Below are 19,295 nucleotides of genomic sequence, written 5' to 3'. Positions count from 1 at the left end.
AGTAGCTCTTGTTTTTCTTCTTCTGTTAGTTGAATTCTTAACCTCAGTGGCATGACTATTCCTCTGATATTTCTTCATTTCTTATTTTAACTCTATTTATGACCACCTACTTACTTACTCAATCTCCGGTTAAGGAATATCAAGGAATTCAATTTAACCAGTATCGCCTTCAAAAAGAAGGAAAATGCTTTACTTTAAGTAACTCTTCCGGTCAAGCTATCATGCAATTCCAGATAAATTCTTTAGGAATTTCAATTCAATCTAGCACTGTTAACATTAACTCACAAACCGCTAAAGATTTGAAACAATTTGCTCAACAGCAACGCCGAGGAGAAGAACCGACTGGTGCTTTTTCTCGCTTAGGAACTCAAGAGGCAGTGACAGAAATTGAATCCTATATTCGAGCTAAAAAAATTGCCTTTCAACTGCTGAAGTATGCCCATTCTCAAGGTCAAGATGTCACCCTAGATGGTCAATTTTCCTATCAATGGGTGGCTCAATTGAATGGTGAGGTACAAATTCGGGCTAAAGATGGTCGGGATTTAATTTTATCTCAATCGGGACATCAAATCTTTTGCCAAATGAGTGAAAAAGATTTTAATTACTTTGAGAAGGCTTTAGAACAGTTACGTTCTCATCCTGCATCATTAGCCACAAAATCTCAGCATTCCAAAAATCCGAATCATTTAGAGTTGTAATTTTTTTAATACAAGGAGAAAAAATGGTTAAACTTTTACTGATAGAATCTCCAGGGAAACTCAAAAAACTGAGTCAAATTTTAGGCTCAGATTGGATCGTTAAAGCGAGTTTGGGGCATATTCGGGAGTTAGTCGATGATGGAGAAGATTCTCTAGGGTTTGAGCTTGATGGCGAGTGCATTCATTGTCGCTATCAATTGAGAAGTTCCCGCACTCAAGCCATTCTTAAGGAACTTCGGCAAGCGGTTAAACAAGCCACAGAGGTGTATATCGCCACTGATCCGGATCGAGAAGGGGAAACCATTGGCTGGCATTTGCAACAGGAATTGCGCTTAAAGCAGCCTTACCGAGTGACTTATACGGAGATTACACCGGATGCGGTTAGGGCAGCGATCGCCCGTCCTCAAACTCTCGACCTCAACTTAATTGCCGCAGGTCGTGCTAGAGATTGTCTGGATAAGTTAGTGGGTTATAAGGGCAGCAAACATCTGGTTTGGGCACTAAATAATGGCGCTAAATCCATGGGGCGAGTGCAAAGTACAACCCTACATTTACTGTGTCAGCGAGAGCAAGAAATTCGGGATTTTGTGCCTCAAGATTATTGGTCAGTTTGGGTTGTTTATTCGGAAGGATTTAAAGCTTTTTATCGTAGTAGTTTCAACCCCACAACGGCAGAAAAGGCAGATACACCAGATGATGCCAAAACCGAACCGGAACCCCATGTAGAATCAGAGCGAGTGACTTCTGCCCAAGAGCAAGAGCGATTAGTGGCGATCGCTAAAACCTATTCTCACAAAAGCGTTTTAGTTGAGCAAAAGACAATTGATCAATCACCGCCTCCTGCTTTTACCACATCGAGCCTTCAGCAATCTGCCGGAGTCAAGTTGCGATTTTCTCCAGAATTGACAATGAAAGTCGCTCAATCCTTGTATGAAAAGGGTTACATCACCTATATGCGGACTGATTCGGTAGCCTTATCAGAACTGTTTTGTGGGACGGTGCGGCAATATTTAGAGGAGCACGATCCTGATAATGTACCCCATCAAGTAGCTCGGCATCGTTCTCAGAAGAACTCCCAAGAAGCTCATGAAGCAATTCGTCCTACCCAGGTTCAGCAATTAGCTAAATCCCTCTCAAACCAACTCAGCGCTGATGAGGTGCGGTTGTATGAATTAATTTGGAATCGAGCAGTCGCGTCTCAATGTCGTCCGGCTCAACTGGCTAAAACTTGCATCGTTACTCAATCGGGTTCTACATTTTGGGAAGCTCGGGGTCAAGTCTTAGTTTTCCCAGGTTATACCGTTTACTGGAATAATATCAGTTCGGATCATCAACTACCTGCGATTAAATCAGGGCAGAATTTGACTTTACAACAAGCAGGTGCAGAGCAAAAACGGACTCAACCTCCATCTCGTTATAGCGAACCTAAGCTGGTGCAATGGATGGAGAAAAAAGGGATTGGCCGACCCAGTACCTATTCTCCTACGATTAAAAGGTTGAAGGAACGTGAATATGTGCAACTCTTCAAAAGTAAATTACAACCCACTCCATTAGGTTTAGAATTGGATGCTTTTTTAGAGAAAGTTTTACCGGATTTAATTACTGCTGAATTTACGGCAAAGATGGAGCAGGATTTAGATGCAATAGCCACCGGAAAACTGAATTGGGAGCGTTATTTAATTGATTGGAATCGGGAGTATTTTGCTCCTGCTTTAAAACAAGCGATCGCTAAACTTCCCCAATTTCAATCTAGTTCATCTGTCCGTTCTATTCCTAAACTCAAAACTCACGCAGTTACTGATATTAAGTGTCCTCAGTGTGGCAAGTTTATGGTAAAAGTTCCCTCGAAATCGGCAAAAGTAAAAGCTGGGCATTTTTTGAGTTGTGATTCTCATCAAAATGGCTGTGGTGCTGTGATGTTTAAGAATGAAAAAACGGGTTCCTATCAGTTACCCTATTCCCCACGTTAGTCTGCATCTTAATCTCAGACAAATCTTGAAACTTAAGAGGTGTTTTATGACTAGAAAAAGAAGTAGTTACAACAAAAATATTAGCAGTGAACAAGAAGATAACTCCCTTTTAAACGAAGACAATGATAGCACACCAGATGATAATAGTTTCACTGAATCTAATTCGGCTTTGTCTGATTCAGTTAATACAGATAATTTAAAATTGGAGAATACAGAGATGATTTCTAACCCGTCTTTAACAGAACTAGAGTCTGATATTCCTTTAATCAATCTACATTTTGTCAGTAGTCATCGCAGTAAGGATGGGAAAAGTTTCTTTGCGAAAACGGTAGCTCATTATTGCGAAAGTCAAGGAAAACCGATTATTTTAGTCGATTGCGATCGGACAAATCCTGATGTCTCTAATGTTTATAAACAAGCCGAACGAGTGTTTTTCTCGGAAAATCGAGAAACCGAAAATGAACCTGACGCTATTTTAGAATGGGCTATGGAGAGAAATTTACCCGTTCTAATTAATTTGCCGGGCTCAGTACATGAACTCGTGACAGCATGGATAGACCGAACACTTGTACCTATTATTGTAGAAAATGCTTCCTTAAGGGGTGATGCTCGTCCTGAAGTCAATGTCCAAATTTATAACTGGTATTTATGCAATGGGGAACAGCCTAGTTTAAATCTTTTCCTAGAAAGTTTAAACTATTTCGGAGGATGCGTACAACATATTTTAGTCCGAAACTATGGATTAAGTAGTAATTGGAAGTTGGTGGAAGATTGTGAGGATTTACAAAGATTTTGTCGGTCAACGGTAACTCACTCACAAGAACCATCATCCTCTAATTGTGATGATGTTCAAATCAAAGATAGACACGGTTTACCCATTAAAAAAGTTCTACAAATTGACTTACCTTCTTTGTCTACTCAAGAGCGAAATCGCTTGAACCGGGAGGAGTTAACGTTTGCTCAGACTCTCGTGAAGCCGTCTTCAAATGGTTTAGCGCCAGAAGGTTATAAAGCTTGGCCAATTTGGTCACGGCAACGCATTGTCGATTTTCTCAAAAAAGCATCAGTCGCATTGGATAGCACACAATTATGGGTATAAATCAATCTCAAACAACAGCAGCTTCTGAATTACAACAAACCCTTTTAGATCGGTTGCTAGCAGATAAGGATGAAGCATTTAAACGCAAAGTATTGGATTATGTTCAACTCACGGAGTTAAGTCCTGATGATCCTGCAATTATTATGGCGATTTTAACGGGGAACTTAGCTTTTCTATTGGAGGATGCTCCAGCTTCCTTTGACCATCTATTTCAACAGTGGGCGGCAGAGATTCAACGAGCTTTGCATTTAGCGGAGAAGCTAGTGGTGGAACGCCAGAAATCAGCAATTGCTGATGCTGCTAAGGAATTAGTTCGTTCTACAGAATCAACCCCTTCCCATCGTTTATTTGCGTCTTTGGTTCCGGCTGCTGGTGTATTACTTGGTGCTATTGGCATTGGTGTTTTTCTGGGGTTAACTGTTCCTGCTTTTTTACAAGGTGGCTACACCAACAAAACGTTAACGCAGCAAGAAGCTGAAGTTTTACGCTGGGCCCAGTCTTCTGAAGGCAAATTGGCTCGGAATTTGATGGAGTGGAATCGAGATTACCTAAAACAAAAAGCTTGTGAACGAGATGCTCAAGAGTTGAATGCTCATTTGAAGTGGGGGTCGCGCACTGCTGTGAGTGGTTACTGTTTTCTTTGGGTGACTCCACCAGAGAAAAGAAAATTCCTTGATTAGCAAAAATTAATTAGGAATTGTTTTAACTTCTAAGATTAATACCAAAAATTAAGCGACCTTTGAAGGTCGCCATTACACTTAGAAATCATCGGGAGCATTGGGATCAAAACCCGCATACTCTAACCAGTCTGGTTCAGTTTCACACTCTTCTTCTTGTGCATTCCATCCCCCGCTAAGGTAATCATAATAGTCATCTGGATCAATATCTAAAGGCAGTTCATCTAAAGGGGTTCCATTTCGTAAAGCTTCTGCTTGTCTAACAATTTGATTAGAGGAATAGCCTTGCATCACTAAACTCTCTATGTAATCTTCAGAAAGTTTTTGATCTAAAGCTAACTCTCTTTCAAAGGGTTTGGAAAAATCAGATCTCATAAGTTAGGTTCCTACAATGACACTAAAATTTCGACACTTTGATACTAGATTAAACGAATGGATTAAAAATCCATCTGACCCAAGTGGTATTTTAACCGAAGAACTGGATAATACTTTACTTGAAGCCTTTTTTCCTAATGCAGAAACTGATTTTTCCTTCGGCCATCTCGATGAAAATAGTGCGGCTCAGGATTTATATAATCATCCTGAAGGTGATGTATTATTATTGTCAAGCGGAGGTCGATTAGTTTATGGGCCTCAAGAATATTTAAGCCAAATTGAAGCTTTCTGTCCGGATCACAAAGACCGAGGAGCCTATGGAAGTATTTTTATTGGTGCTTGCCAAAATGCTATTCTGCGCCCACTCAACATTCTAATTATAAATGATGAAACCGGCGAAAATGGCAATATTCTTCCTAATGATGTGGCATGGCGTTTAGTTGGAGACTGTCATGGCAAGATTTCTCCGCAATTAGCAATAGAATTGAGTGGGTCTGTGTCCCACGTTCTTCAGCATCGGCTGGGATGTTTAGGGGGAGAACTTGATGGTCGCTTTGGCAAAGGGACGCTCGCGCCTAAACAGCTTGATAATTTCCCACGTTCTAGTCAGGAGAAGACTCGCATTGATCTGATTTTACCCACCTCATCTTTTAAAGGAGGCGACAAAAAGAATAATCCCATTCAACCAGGACTCTACACAAATCAGAGGGTTTGGCTTGGTGAGAAAGACCGCTCCCAACAAGGAACTGTTGCAATTTCTCAAACGCTTGATTGTGCGCCTTTTGGTATTAAAGATTTTCTACGTCAAATTGAGCAGCAGGCACTAGAATTAGCGGAGATTCAAAAAGATCCCCGGCAAATTGCGCTGCACTACTGTAATGCCTATGAACAATTTCAAAAAAATCGCCAGCAAAGCCTTGATGATACTACTGAAGAATCAGAGGGTTCTGAGTTGGAATTTGAAGAATCTCAAGATCCACTGATGTATCGATTGATTAAAGCTGACTTGGAAGGTCACTGTCAACTGCTTTCTTCTCAAAAAGTTGTTGATGAGTTAGAACGATTTATGCAAAACCAATGGCGAGATTTGGCTGTGGGAAAAAGTTTAAAATTTAATCGCGCCATGATTATTCCGAGTAAAGATTTAATCAATGGTGAAATTTGTGATTTGCGGTTCCCTGAAGGAGAGGAACTTTTAAATTTTCGCTCGCCTTATTTAAACTCTAATGGGATGTGTATTTCCCAAAATAAATATGTTGCGGATGCGTTTGACCCTGACGGTAAACCTTTTATTGGGGTTGTTGTTGTCAATGATGAAACCAGAGAACGCATTGGTCAACGGATTGAAGCTTTACGAAATGCGGGAATTACAACGGATGAAGTTGTACCTACTGAAACTGAATCAGAACGACAAGGACGAGACTTTGATGGGGATACGATTGGTACAGAAACCGCTAAACGTTATCCCCATTTTACCGAAGAAGTAAGGCGACGTAATCTTCCTGAGAATGCTTATGATCCGATTAAAAAAGAAGCCAAAGCCTCTTTTCCTGCGGATAAGCCGTTTGAAGAAATTGCGATTTTTATGGCTGATGGGATTTCTGTAGGTGTGATTAATAATCATGCCACTGCTCTTGAAGCATTAGAATCTGAAATTGACTTGTTTCGAGAGTATGGTACAGTTTCTCAGAAGCAAGATTATGTGCAGACAGTGGGTCAGCACTACCTTCAGTTAATGGCTCAAGAAAATCATCACAAATCTCCTATTCCAATTAAGGATCAGTATCGAGATTTTATTATTCAGTTTGTAAACATTGCTAATCAAAAAGTATTAACTCCTGAGTTAATTGATCAAGCTTTATTACTCAATCGCCAGATGTATCATGAGATGATCTCAGAAGCTGGCTATCAAAACCAAATTGCTGTTGATATTTTCAAAAGTAATCGCGCTCCTGATTTAGAAGTTGTCAAAGAGAATTCACGGTTGCTTCATCGTCCTGTTGATTATAAGTAGGTGGTCATAAATAGAGTTAAAATAAGAAATGAAGAAATATCAGAGGAATAGTCATGCCACTGAGGTTAAGAATTCAACTAACAGAAGAAGAAAAACAAGAGCTACTAACTCTGTATCAGCAAGAGAAAGTTCCGAAAAGAACAAGGCAGAGAATAGATATATTAATGTTTAGTGATGGAGGATGGATGGTCTCAAAAATAGCCCAGACTTTAAGGTGTTCAGAAGCCATGGTAAGAAAAACAATAACTCGATGGATAAATCAAGAAAAAGAAGGATTATTTGATGCTCCTCGTTCGGGAAGAAAACGGAGGTGGAAAGAAGAAGATATAGAATATTTAGAAACTTGTATAGAGTCAGATGAAAGAACTTATAATAGCCGTCAACTGTCGGAAAAACTTCTGCGAGAGAGAGCGATCGCACTAAGCGCAGAAAGAATTAGAAAAATCTTAAAAAAAAAAGACTGGCGCTGGAAAAGAACAAAAGCCAGTTTAAAGAAAAAACAGAATCCCGAAAAAACAGCGAGCAAGAAAAGAGATTTGGAGACGTTAAAGCGTTATGAAGAAGAGGGTTTGGTCAGATTAAAATATTTAGATGAGGCAGGTTTTTGTTTATGGAGTCCTGTGAGTTACACCTATGTAAAAAAGGGGAAGCAGAAACAAATAAACCAGACGAAAAAGCGAGGAAAAAGATTGAATGTAATTGGAGTATTAGAAAAAGGAAAAAGTTTTGAGTACGGTTTAAGTTTGTCAGGAATTACAAGTGAGAATTACATAAAATTTATAGATTGGCAAGCGGAAAAAGCTGAAAAGCATTTTCAAAATACTCGACAAATTACCGTACTGATTCAAGATAACTACAGTGTCCATAAAAGTCAAAAAATACAAGAAAAAGAAAGGGAGTGGCAAGACAAAAAATTAGAATTTTTCTTCCTGTCTGCTTATAGCCCTGAATTGAATGAAATCGAACCAGAATGGCATCAATTAAAAACTCATGAACTGGCGGGAAGAATGTTTGAAGATGAATATGATTTGAGCCAAGCTGTGATTCAAGCCATTGAAGATAGAAACGAAAGAAATGATTGTACCTGCGATCGCTTGCGATTTAATTCCCTGAGTAACTCTCAAGAATTATCCTAAACAATCTTTTTCTATTATTGACTTTATTTATGACCACCTACTTATTAAAGACAAAAAACAGCAGAATGTATTTCGGGAGTCGGGAATCTCAACCAATGGTTTTAGCCCTAAAGAGTTAATTATTCAATTGGTTAATGAAATTTACGAAGCTAACCCTTTAGAGTCTCGTCCCACTGTTCAATTTCGAGAACTCTTTCCCCCTATTTATAAAGAAGAACAACTAAAGCAAGCCGAGGCTATTAAGGTTAAATTTGATGAATTATTTAATGCAGCATCGATTCAAAATAAACGATTAAAAACAGAGAAAGGCCCGATTCTCAGAATCCAAACTCAGAAAGGAACAGAAATTGAAGTTAGCAACTTAACCCAATATAAGCATTCCGCTTTGTTTGGAGTTAATGGAGAACTTAAACAATCAAATGGGACGTTTCCTCAATTGAATATTAAGATTGTTGAGAATCAAAAAGGACTCCATCAAACAACACATCGTTGGAAGGTTTTAGCTCAAGTAGGGAATCACCTAGCTTCAGATGATAGTTCAGAGTTTTTACCTTTGGGAACCCTGAGTGAGCATTCTCGCCAAACTCTTACATCCTTGTTGAATGAAGAATCGTTAGCCCGAATTAAGTCAGGTGAAGGTTTAATTACTAAAAATGTTTCTGTTGAGGTGGCATCGCCTTTATCTCAAAGACAAGTCAAGTTGATGTTTCGCAAAGCTTATGACTTTCTAGGTGAGTTTAACAAAACTATCCCTCAAGAGCAAAAACGAGCGATGGCAGCCGCTTGTTGGCACTTGGGTACTAATCGGGGCAGGGTGTTTTCATTGTCGGGGGTAAAAAAGAAAATAAAAGTGATCTTTTTTTGGTAAAATCAAAGAAAGATCACTTTTATTTGATTTTAAAAAACTATGTTAAACAGTATAATCGAACAACTGAAGTTAGTCAAGGATTTTCGGAAAAATCGTGGTAAAAGACATGAATTATGGGTAGTGTTGACTATCATTGTTTTAGCACTGCTAACTGGCAATGTTACTTATAAGCAAATAGATAATTTTAGAAAAAATGAAGAAAATAAGCTAATTAAATTATTAGAAACTAACACTAAAAAATTGCCGTCTTATAGTACCATAAGACGAGTAATGCTCGGAATAAATTCAATAGAAATTCAGTTGGTTTTTCAGTCAATAGTCCAGGAATATTATTGGCAACAAGAAGGCGTTGATTGGATTGCGATCGATGGAAAATCTTTAAAAAACACCCTGACTAACTATGAAAATCAGAAACAAAATATGTTAATTATGGTATCTTGGTTTAGTCAAGAAACAAAGTTAGTAATTAAATCGGAAAGTTTTGAAAGTAAACAAAGTTCTGAAAACGCTAAAGTTCTGTCTATGATAGAAAAATGCGGGTTATTAAATAAAGTATTTACCCTCGATGCTCTCCATTGTAGTAAGGAAACAACTCAGGCAATAATTGAGAGCAAAAATAATTATTTAATTACGGTAAAAGGGAATCAAATTAAATTGCACAATCGGATCAAGATTTTAGCAGAAATCGAAAAACCTTTAACGGTATATGAAGAAAAAGATGTCAGTCATGGGCGAAATATTAGCAGAAAAGTATCAGTATTTGATAGCCAAAATGTCAACCATAAAAATTATCCTCATCTTCAAAGTTTTATTCAGGTAGAAAGAACGGGTTTTCGGGGTGATCAAGAATATAATGAGACTTTATATTATATTAGTAGTCAGAAATTAAGTGCGAAAACATTTGCAGAAAAAATTAAAGCACATTGGTTAATTGAAAATCAAGTACATTGGGTCAAAGATGTGAATTTTAATGAAGATAAATCAAGAATAAAAGGCATAGACGTAGCCGGAAAATTCTCGTTATTAGTAACATTAATTTTGAATATATACAGAAGTTTGGGTTTTAGCTCAATAAAAGAGGGACAGTCATGGTTGGGAAATAATTGGGAAAAGATTTTAGCGATCGCCTGAATTAATTAAGTTTTTAAAACTATTTTTCTAAAAAAACATTCAAAATATTTAATAATAAATAGTCATAAAGTCTTATTAATCAAGACAATGGCTATCTTTTGCTGTTAATAAATATGAAAATTGTTCATTCTTAATATTTCCCACTTATCTGATGAAAATTAGAGAGAATTTGATCGGAAAAATTGATAATTTTTTTTGAAGATAGCGATCGCATTTGGGAAAATGAAAACCCCCTGCTAATCGGGGAGGGGAAGATCAAGGGGGTGATAGTGGTGAAAAGGGTAATCGCCCTGAGTATAAAATTTCTAACTTCTCGTTTGCTGCTTTCCCTGAGCAAGTGATTGAACAGCTTGAACAGTTACAATTCACCAATCTGACAGTAACAGGAATTCATGTAGCCGAATCCAATCAACATTATGGAAGAGTATGGGATTCTACTCAAAAGTTACCTATAGAAATCCTTGTCCGTCAAGATTTACCTTCAGATCATCCCCGATACAATCGTCCGTTGGTTTTTGTTGAGGGTCAAGAATTTGCTCCCCTTGAGTCTCGCAGCGCTCATTTACCGATTGGAACTCAAGCACTCGCTGCGGTTGAAGCTAATCCCAGCCATACTCTTTCTGTTCAGCTTAATAATCCGAGAATTAATCAACCGATTCAAATTGGTAAGGTTCAACAGCATAGCTTTGCTAACCAAACCTTTAGGGATGAGTCGGCGTCATTAACACTTTCGTTTGTTAAACCGGAACCCACTCCTGTTATTAAATTAGGTCATCAGATTTTGGGGGAATTGGATCAAGCTTCTATTAATATTCTTGAGGCGGCAGGACGGTTAGTGGACGGCAAAACCCTTGAAGTTAGTCTTCAGCGTCAAGGGAAAGGTTATGGTTCTTACTTAATTGCGACAACGGCTTTGGGTAATTCTTTTCGGATTAATAAGCTTTCTAAATCCTTTTGGGAACGTTCATTTAATCATGAATTCGTTGCTGTAACGGTGGGTTTTAAAGAGCGATCGCCTGAACCTGTTTTAATGAAGGAAGGGAAAGTTCTGGGTGTATTGACCCAAAAAGAAAGTAAACAGGCTCTTTCAAAAGCTGGGTTATTGGTTGAGGGTCAACAATTTCCAAAGGCTGTGGTTAATAGTCATGTTACTACAGCAACCGTTACCGTTGACCCTGATACGGTTGTCTATCCTCAATCTTGGACAAAGTTAGTTCCTGAATCTGATCAATGCAACACTGCTTCTCCTTCGTTACTATATTCTCAAATGTTTCGCACCAAGCTCACCCAATTACCGCCTCTTTTATTTCTCAAGGAAGACTATGAATGGACAACAGCGAATGGGCAAGTGGAAGAACAACCTGCTTTGGGGTTATCCGTAGATGCTCGACTGAGCCCTGCAACAAAAGAATGGCTTTCTGCACAAGGAGTGCAATGGCAAGAAGCGTTTGATCCCGATTGGGTTGAGTTAGAACGGGAGCGAGGTTATGAAGTTGTGTTTATGAAACCTGATTTAGTGCCTCTCTCTGTCTTAGAACCCCTTCTTGAGCGATGTGGTGAACTGCTTCAAGCTTCTGGGCAACCCAATACCTACCTTGAACGGCTTGAGTATGAGCCCAAGTTACCTTTATCTATTTTATCTCGACAAGAAGAATCGATTCTCAAAGCAGTTCCTCACTCCGTTACGCCTGCGACTTCTGCTGTTCCTTTGCCTCCTTCTTATCAAGCCTCCCTTGAATTCCAACAAGCTCAAATCCTGCAAGCTCAACGCACTGAAGCGATCGCGGAAATTGTTCATAGTTTTCTATATTTAGAAGGAAAACCCACTCCCACAGGATCGATCGCCATTGGCAAGTCTAACACAGCCGTTTGGGATACAACTCGCTCAGAACTACTCCTTTACAGTCGAGGAGAAACTGATTCTTCTGTTCCTAAAATGCGGGCTAAATATGAAGGGGGTTGTTATACACCTTTGCCGATTGCTGATACCCTGGAAAAATTGCAACATTATGGTCTTCAACCCCAAGAAGTTGAACATTTTCAAACCCAAGTTCAGCCTTTCCTGGAGGCTAGATTGCGGCAACTTCAGGAGGCTCACCATTCTAAGCAACAGTCAGGTTTTCAAAGATGAGGTTCACAAAGAATAAAAATTGTTTAAGATACAAGTTGATTGTTTAAGATATAAGTTGATTGTATGAGTGTAATTATTTCCCTGTTTAACCAGTCAGGTGGTGTAGCCAAAACAACGTTAACGATGAACTTAGGCTATCATCTCGCTCAAAAAGATTATCGAGTTTTGTTGGTTGATTTAGATCCTCAAGGTAGCTTAACTGCATTTATGGGATTAGAACCGGCAGATTTAGATCAAACGGTTTATGAAGCCCTTATGGCAGGTGAGTCTCTTCCCTTACACCATGCTTTGCATCGTATGGATTTGCTCCCATCTAATATTAATTTAAGTGGGGCTGAACTGGAGTTAGTGGTAGCCGATATGCGAGATACTCGGTTAAAAGTAGCCCTTGAGCCTGTGCAAGCAGACTATGATTTTATTTTAATTGATTGCCCGCCCAGCTTAGGAATTCTCAGTTACATTGCTTTAGTGGCATCCACTCATGTTTTAATTCCCATACAAACGGAATACAAAGCTCTCAAAGGAACTGAATTGCTGCTAGGTACTATTGGGCGCGTTCGCAAACGAGCTAACCCCCATTTAAAAATTGCGGGTTTTGTCCCAACCCTTTATGATAGTCGCACTGGACAAGCTGCTTCGAGTTTACACTCGATTAGTGATTCATTGGCTTCTGTGGGGAGAATTTATTCCCCGGTTCCTAGGTCGGTTGCTTTTGCTGATGCGTCTCAACAGCATTTACCTCTAGCGTGTCTGAACAGCAAACATCCATCTCTTAAAGTCTTTGATGAGATTGTTGTTGGCTTAGAATCCTTGTTAGACTCACCTATTTCGACTCCATCTCGCTCTCGGAAAAAATAACCTTTGAGATTATGAATAAACGTCCAACTGAACCTTATAAAATTCGAGGAATCGAGGCTCTATTTGGCTCGGAGTCTGAACCATCGGCTTCTGACTCACAAACACTTGCCCTAGATCAAATTGTCTTGCCTAGTTATCATCAGCCCCGTCGTCATTTTGATCCAATTTCTTTGGAACAACTAGCTACTTCAATTCAACAGCATGGAATTTGGGAACCTTTGCTAGTTCGCAAACACCCATCCAATCCTTCCCGTTATGAATTGGTAGCAGGGGAGCGCCGTTATCGTGCGGCTCAACAAATTCAGTTGAGTAAAGTTCCGGTTAGAATTTTAACGCTTACGGATGAAGAAGCGTTGTTGGTTTCTTTAGAAGAAAATCTTTATCGGGAAGACCTTAATCCCTTTGAGGAAACATTGGGCATCTTGGATTGGCTTGCTGTTCGAGTGGGAGTTTCAGTCGAAGAGGTAAAGTCTACGCTGTATCAGATGAATAATGTAGCTAAAGGAGCAGTTAACCAAAACGTTTTGGTTAGTGAATTGAGTGACGCGATTCAAACGGGATTTGAAGAATTAAATTTGATCAGTTGGCAGTCTTTTGTTAGTAGTCGCTTGCCCTTATTGAAACTTCCCTTTGAGATTCTTGAGGCTTTACAAAATGGAGAACTCGCTTATACAAAAGCTACTGCGATCGCTCGGATTAAAGATGAAAAACTACGGGGGGAAATACTCCAATCAGCGATTGAGCAAAAACTAAGTTTAAACCAAATTAAAGAAAAAATTGCTCAACTGACGAAGCCGGCTCAATCTATCATTGCTAATTCTCCTAAAGGGCGCTTACAAGATGTAGTTCGGAAAGTATCTAGTTCCGAAGTTTGGAAAGACCCGAAGAAATGGAAAAAAGTAGAAGCTTTACTGGTGAAGTTGGAAGCCTTAGTTGAATCCGAATCGATGAACGGTTCAGAAGGAAGCCAACCTGAAGAAACCCAAGGAGGCAGAGAAGCCTAAGCCAAAAATCGAGCGAGTCACTCTTAGCCAGAAAGTGACAGAAGAGGGATAGTAGAAGGGGAGAGCTTGACTAAGGCCCAGGTATGTTAGAGTCGATAGGAGCGTTACCACTCCTAACTCTCCTTCAGAACCGTGCGTGAGACTTTCACCTCACACGGCTCCTTGATAACTCCACCTTGGTTATAGATACGATTCAAAACGGTTGATTGTCATAATTCTCAACTGTTTTAGTTAAAGAACCATCACTAGCCGTCTTTGTGTCGTGGCAATGTTTGTGTAAAAGTTGAAGGTTATCATAGGTGTCTTTTCCGCTCTTTGAACTTCGGTAGTTGCCTACTTTGTGTTGTTGGATATGGAACCCTAGAAAATCAAACCCAGTATTCCCTTCAATTTCCTTGAAAGTGTGGGTTAATTTAGTTTTGCTTGGTTTTAATCCCAAACCCATGTTACCTAACCAATCAGCTATTATTTCTTGACATTTTTTGACTACGTTTAAATCCTCGTGCATTATTACGAAGTCATCAGCATAACGGATTAGATTAAGAGATCTGCGGTTATTCCGTTTATTCCCTTTCAGAGTTTCTGCATATTGCTTTACTCTTTCCTCCATACCATGTAAGGCAATATTCGCAAGTAGAGGTGAAATAACTCCCCCTTGTGGTGTACCTTCATTTGTATGGAAAAGTTCTTTTCCCTCCATATATCCTGCTTTGAGCCATGATTTTATTAAACGGCTTAATGTAGGATATGTGTGTAATTTGTCAATTAGTGCTTTATGGTTTATGCGGTCAAAACATTTAGCAATATCAGCGTCCAGCACATATTTTTCTTTTTTGCTGATACTGTTAAATATTGCTTCAATCGCATCGTGACATGAGCGTCCTGGTCTGAACCCATAACTGTTTGGCTCAAATTTAGCCTCCCATTCTGGTTCTAATGTTAGTTTGACTAATGCTTGTAATGCACGGTCATTTATTGTGGGTATTCCTAATGGTCTAGTTTCCGTTGAACCGGGTTTGGGAATTTGCACTCTACGAGTTGGCTTTCCCTTGTTGGTTAACTTTAACTTGCCTACCAATTTCATTCGTTGTTTAGGATTCAGTGTTTTGATTCCGTCCACTCCGGCTGTATTTTTACCTTGGTTATCTTGTGTTACCCTTCTGACTGCAATACATTTAGCACTCCAGGAATTAATCAGGGTTTTCTGAAGTTTGCGAACTGCTTTAACATCGCCTCGTTCACTCGCTTGAAATATTCGTTTTTGCAACTTGAAAGTGACCCGTTCTAACTTGCGCCAGTTAAGGTCTTTCCATTCCACCGTCTGAGTTTTAATCAGCGTTTTAGACATATTCATTGCTACTTACTTAATTTCTTTGAAGTTATCGAGTGTTTGTCAGCATATCTTTACCATTACAGTAAAGCATTCGCTTTTAACACCATCCCCCTCTTACATAAAGTTCGTTAGCTGCTTACTGGATTATTCGACCTTTCCAGAGTTATGTAAGAGTTACTTCGTTCCGATTACACATTATTAAAGTCTTTAGCGTGATGCTCTCCACCGGGTTTATTGGGCGGTGCTTATAAGTCGATTCCCGAATCGCTTATGCCCTATCCTTGCCTTTTGGCTTGGTGTTATTCAGTTTTAACCCTGAATAAGCCATTACACCATTATACTTAACGATGGTTCGGACACATCTTTGCTTACGCTACGCATGGACTTCTTGCTTGGTAGTTACCAGTTTTGGCTACCAGTAGTTCTTACCTTTTAACCCCGCTTTAATCTGTTGGTTGCTACCCATACAAACTAGGGGTTATGCTTTCACCTCAGCACTTGAGGGATGGGACTTAATTCACAGAATTTCACCCATAAATGTAATCAGTTGTCACCAGTCTTATCAACTGAGCTAACCGTCCTATAAGCTTTTCAGCTTATTTTAAGTTAAACGAATCGCACCAGAAATTAATATTCGCTACTCTCCATTAAAGTCCCAACTCTCCAAGTGGTATTAACATCTTCAGGACTGTTGGCGCCAATTTCTTCCCCTTGAAGCCAAGCGGATTTCTCAAAATAATCAATTTTGAAAAAGTAGCGATCGCCGTCTAATTCTAAAGTCACAAAATCTCGTTCTCCGTAAGGGTCATTATCCGGTGAAAACGAGTTAAATTCCTTCAGCAATTGTAGAAGTTGTTGTTGCTGTTCAGGAGGCAGAAGCCCAACACTATGGGACAAATGAATAGCTCCGACTTGTGAATTTTGAGAGCGTAATTGATCATTAAGACGAGCAATTTGTTCAGCTTTTGTTAAGGTGTCAGTCATATTTTTTTAAACAATCTTCACCCTCAATCGGCGCGTTAGCGCGGAAGTTAGGTGAGATGAAGAGCTTCCCAACCCACAATAATCCCAGAAAATGAACTGCGATGGCGTAGCCACCGCCTGTCGGCATCGCTTAAACCCACCTATTCCAAAAAAAGGAAAAGAGGCAGACGGAAGGGACATGGTGGAAAATTTTCCACCATGTTCACCTCTGATCAGATAATGCGGCTAATTTTGGACATCGGCAATTAAATTGACTCAAGGCGTTGAATAATAGAAAAATCTAATTAATCTGTTAGAGTCGATAGGAGCGTTACCACTCCTACCTCTCCTTCAGAACCGTGCGTGAGACTTTCACCTCACACGGCTCCTTGATAACTCCATCCTTGTTACGGATACGATTCAAAACGGGTTATTTTCATAATTCTCAATTATTGGTAATTGCTTACTATTAGTTGAAAAACCATCATGAGCCGTCTTTGTGTCGTGACAATGTTTGTGTAGAAGTTGTAAATTATCATAGATGTCTTTTCCACCTAATGATGTTGGTTTAATATGGTCAACTTCTACAGTGTCTGTACTTGTGAAATACAAACCACAGTGAGGACAAATACCCTTTTGTTTTTTGATTAATTTGGAAACTCTGCTAGGAGTTTCAGGATATTCGCCTCGTCGTTTACTCCAGTAAGTCCAGTCTCCATTAAACGGACTAGCCTCTCCCTTGACCTTTGTATGCCTTACGATTGGCGTACTGGCGTGTTTGAGTAATTCCATTCCGTTTTCTGTACTGAAGCACCAATTTCTGTCGCCTACTGTTCTCCAGTATTTGTCTTTATTAATGCTCCCTTTTCCCCTTGTTCTTGCCCATGTTCTCAACTTGTTATAGGTTAGTTCATCTACTTTTGAAAAGGTTTCTTTACTAACCACTGTTGAATAATAGTTTGACCAGCCCCTAATAATTGGATTCAGCTTGCTAATTAGGGCAGCTTGTGGGGCTGTCTTATGGGTATCTATTACTTCAGCTATCTTGACAAGATGAGTTTTGATTTTGGCTTTTGAGGGTGTGATTAATGTGCTAAAACCTAGCGGTGTTCCATTCGTGTTGTTCGCACATCGGTAGTTACCTACTTTGTGTTGTTGTACATGGAATCCTAAGAACTCAAACCCAACATTTCCATCAATTTCATTGAGGGTGTGGGTTAATTTTGTTTTACTTGGTTTTAATTCCAATCCCATGTCACTTAACCATCCTGCTATTATCTCTTGACACTTTTTGACAACGTTTAAATCCTCATGGATTATTACGAAATCGTCAGCGTAACGGATTAGACTAAGGGCTTTTCGGTTATCCCGCTTACTCCCTTTTAGAGTTTCTGCATATTGCATGACTCTTTCTTCCATACCATGTAGGGCAATATTCGCAAGTAAGGGTGAAATAATCCCGCCTTGTGGTGTACCATCATTAGTAGGCGTAGAAATAGCGAAGCTGACACCAAGTGCAAAGTAGCCAGTTAAACTCCTTCTGTCATTGGAAGGATAATATTGCCGTTTCGGCAAGTTTATGCTTCCAATTGACTCCGGCAAATATATGCTTCCAATTGGATTGGAGATGTCAGAAAATATTTCACAAATCAGAATTCACTCATAACCAAGAGAACGTTGTACTTGGCGCAAAACATCCTGAGCATAACGATTGAGCATGACACCAGGCTTTTGGAGAAATTCTGCCACTCTACGTCGAGTCGGCTTATATCCTTGTGAGTTAATCTGTAAAGCAATAGTCTGAATTTCTTGAAAGATGCGATTTCTTTCTTGCAAACCACAGGCTTGAACATAATCTTTGTAACGCCTAGCAATTTGGCGCGACAGAGAAGGGAAATAAGTGTATAAATAGCTGTTATTTTTGTAGCCAAGCCGTCGGACAACTTCTAGTAGAGACGGCGGTGGAAATTCTTCTAATGCTGCTTCTAAAACAGGTTGAATTCTTTGTTGACGCTCCAGTTTTCGATAAGCAGCATGATTGAGTTGAATTTGAGAGCAGAGGTTGGGAAAATGATATTGTAGAACTAAAGAACGATAGTTAAGACGGCGTGCAACATCCTGCAAGGATGGTGGTGGGGACTCCTGAAGTACCTGTTGAAGGACTAACTGAATAACTTGTAATTTTTCTAAATCTAATCTTCTTAAATGTTTTCTCGTTTGAGAAGCTGGAGAGGGTAAAATTACAGATTGGTTCAAGCCATCATCAGCTAAGAATTCTTCAGTTAAAAAATCCACCAGAGAGATTTGTAACCGCTCTGTGAATTGTAATAGTTTATCAAGTTGCGGTAGAGTTGCGCCCTGATACCAACAACTCAATGTTGCCACATGAATTCCTACAAAGCGAGACAAAGCAGTAACATTACCTCCATAAACTTGATGAATATAACGAGAAAATATTTGCTGAAGTTTATAGCCTTCAATAGGTAAGTCATGACCAGATGCTAACGTAATTAATTCGCCAACATTGTTGAGTATATAACTGAAGTGATTGTCAAAGGTTTCTCCTTCCCTTAAGCCAGCAACAGCTTTTTTGCTAGAGCGTTTTCCTAACCAATGACCACATTTATTACAATATCCAGGTCGCGAGTTTCTACAAAGAACTAACTGCTGCTGATGACAATAAGGACACTTAGAGAGTAGAGGATGATGGTGGGAGGGACAAAACTCAATAATTTTAATTGACCACAGCAGGGGTTCATAGATAGTTTGTTCAGTATTTAGCCATTCTTGATAACAAATAGGACACCAAGCACGAATGGGACGGAGTAAGCTTCTTTTAGAAACAATTTCTGCTAATGGGAGTAAGGTAAGAAAACGCAAATCCTTCTGTGAGGTGAGAGCTTCTAAAGCCATTACTAGATGCGTCGCCGTCAACCCCATACCATTAATTGCAGTTCTATCTCTGTCAATCCCACATACTTTACTAATACTCTCAAATTGAGCGAATGATAGCCCTTTTTCTCTCCTAATTAGGGGAG

15 protein-coding genes and 1 pseudogene are annotated in these 19,295 nt (G+C 39.4%); 11 read left to right on the top strand and 5 right to left on the bottom strand.

From position 1 onward, the window contains the following. Positions 1 to 98 precede the first annotated feature (98 nt). The 4 genes from PL9631_RS17770 to PL9631_RS17755 are packed head-to-tail and all read left to right on the top strand — an operon-like array spanning position 99 to position 4,447. A complete protein-coding gene (locus tag PL9631_RS17770; protein ID WP_083622356.1) occupies positions 99 to 698 on the top strand; it encodes a hypothetical protein in 600 nt (199 codons plus the stop codon). 23 nt (positions 699 to 721) lie between these two features. Beyond that, on the top strand, positions 722 to 2,668 hold the full coding sequence (gene topA / locus PL9631_RS17765; protein WP_083622355.1) for a type I DNA topoisomerase: 1,947 nt from the start codon (positions 722 to 724) through the stop codon (positions 2,666 to 2,668). A 46-nt stretch (positions 2,669 to 2,714) separates the two neighbouring features. Continuing rightward, the gene (locus PL9631_RS17760) at positions 2,715 to 3,767 is read left to right on the top strand and encodes a P-loop NTPase family protein (protein WP_083622353.1); all 1,053 of its coding nucleotides are present in this window, start codon (positions 2,715 to 2,717) and stop codon (positions 3,765 to 3,767) included. Continuing rightward, positions 3,758 to 4,447, top strand: coding sequence for a DUF6753 family protein (locus PL9631_RS17755; RefSeq protein WP_083622352.1), 690 nt, complete (start codon positions 3,758 to 3,760; stop codon positions 4,445 to 4,447). The genes PL9631_RS17760 and PL9631_RS17755 overlap by 10 nt, the downstream gene beginning before the upstream one ends. Before the next feature lie 78 nt (positions 4,448 to 4,525). On the opposite strand, the gene PL9631_RS17750 is transcribed toward PL9631_RS17755, so the two are convergent. Further along, positions 4,526 to 4,819 (bottom strand): hypothetical protein, encoded by a 294-nt coding sequence (locus tag PL9631_RS17750; protein ID WP_083622350.1) that lies wholly within the window; start codon positions 4,817 to 4,819, stop codon positions 4,526 to 4,528. 16 nt (positions 4,820 to 4,835) lie between these two features. Between PL9631_RS17750 and PL9631_RS17745 the strand changes: the two genes are divergently transcribed. From PL9631_RS17745 to PL9631_RS17715, 7 genes are all read left to right on the top strand, one after another. After that, positions 4,836 to 6,833, top strand: coding sequence for a hypothetical protein (locus PL9631_RS17745; RefSeq protein WP_083622348.1), 1,998 nt, complete (start codon positions 4,836 to 4,838; stop codon positions 6,831 to 6,833). 53 nt (positions 6,834 to 6,886) lie between these two features. Beyond that, on the top strand, positions 6,887 to 7,969 hold the full coding sequence (locus PL9631_RS17740; protein WP_083616166.1) for an IS630 family transposase: 1,083 nt from the start codon (positions 6,887 to 6,889) through the stop codon (positions 7,967 to 7,969). A gap of 127 nt (positions 7,970 to 8,096) precedes the next feature. Then, on the top strand, positions 8,097 to 8,837 hold the full coding sequence (locus tag PL9631_RS17735) for a hypothetical protein (RefSeq protein ID WP_083622346.1): 741 nt from the start codon (positions 8,097 to 8,099) through the stop codon (positions 8,835 to 8,837). Positions 8,838 to 8,876: 39 nt separating this feature from the next. Then, positions 8,877 to 9,968: an ISAs1 family transposase gene (locus tag PL9631_RS17730; RefSeq protein WP_083616174.1), complete on the top strand. Its 1,092-nt coding sequence runs from the start codon at positions 8,877 to 8,879 to the stop codon at positions 9,966 to 9,968. A 337-nt stretch (positions 9,969 to 10,305) separates the two neighbouring features. Next, on the top strand, positions 10,306 to 12,099 hold the full coding sequence (locus PL9631_RS17725) for a hypothetical protein (protein ID WP_083617296.1): 1,794 nt from the start codon (positions 10,306 to 10,308) through the stop codon (positions 12,097 to 12,099). Positions 12,100 to 12,162: 63 nt separating this feature from the next. After that, entirely contained in the window at positions 12,163 to 12,957 is a 795-nt protein-coding gene (locus tag PL9631_RS17720; RefSeq protein ID WP_083617298.1) for a ParA family protein, read from the top strand. An 11-nt stretch (positions 12,958 to 12,968) separates the two neighbouring features. Then, positions 12,969 to 13,961, top strand: a complete 993-nt coding sequence (locus PL9631_RS17715) for a ParB/RepB/Spo0J family partition protein (RefSeq protein ID WP_083617300.1) — start codon at positions 12,969 to 12,971, stop codon at positions 13,959 to 13,961. A 232-nt stretch (positions 13,962 to 14,193) separates the two neighbouring features. On the opposite strand, the pseudogene PL9631_RS17710 reads toward PL9631_RS17715, so the two are convergent. The 4 genes and pseudogenes from PL9631_RS17710 to PL9631_RS17695 form a co-directional block, all read right to left on the bottom strand. After that, positions 14,194 to 15,315, bottom strand: a pseudogene (locus tag PL9631_RS17710) (reverse transcriptase domain-containing protein); the annotation flags it as partial. Between the two features lie 606 nt (positions 15,316 to 15,921). Then, entirely contained in the window at positions 15,922 to 16,278 is a 357-nt protein-coding gene (locus PL9631_RS17705; RefSeq protein ID WP_083616996.1) for a DUF3768 domain-containing protein, read from the bottom strand. Between the two features lie 399 nt (positions 16,279 to 16,677). Further along, a complete protein-coding gene (locus PL9631_RS17700) occupies positions 16,678 to 17,832 on the bottom strand; it encodes a group II intron reverse transcriptase (RefSeq protein ID WP_331281273.1) in 1,155 nt (384 codons plus the stop codon). A gap of 81 nt (positions 17,833 to 17,913) precedes the next feature. Continuing rightward, positions 17,914 to 19,295, bottom strand: a 1,382-nt coding sequence (locus PL9631_RS17695; RefSeq protein ID WP_197046415.1) for a TniQ family protein, incomplete at its 5' end; no start/stop codon positions are given.

It is taken from the genome of Planktothrix paucivesiculata PCC 9631 (assembly GCF_900009265.2).
Lineage (GTDB): Bacteria > Cyanobacteriota > Cyanobacteriia > Cyanobacteriales > Microcoleaceae > Planktothrix > Planktothrix paucivesiculata.
Note: the sequence above shows the minus strand (reverse complement) of the source record. Positions and strands in the feature narration are given on the sequence as shown.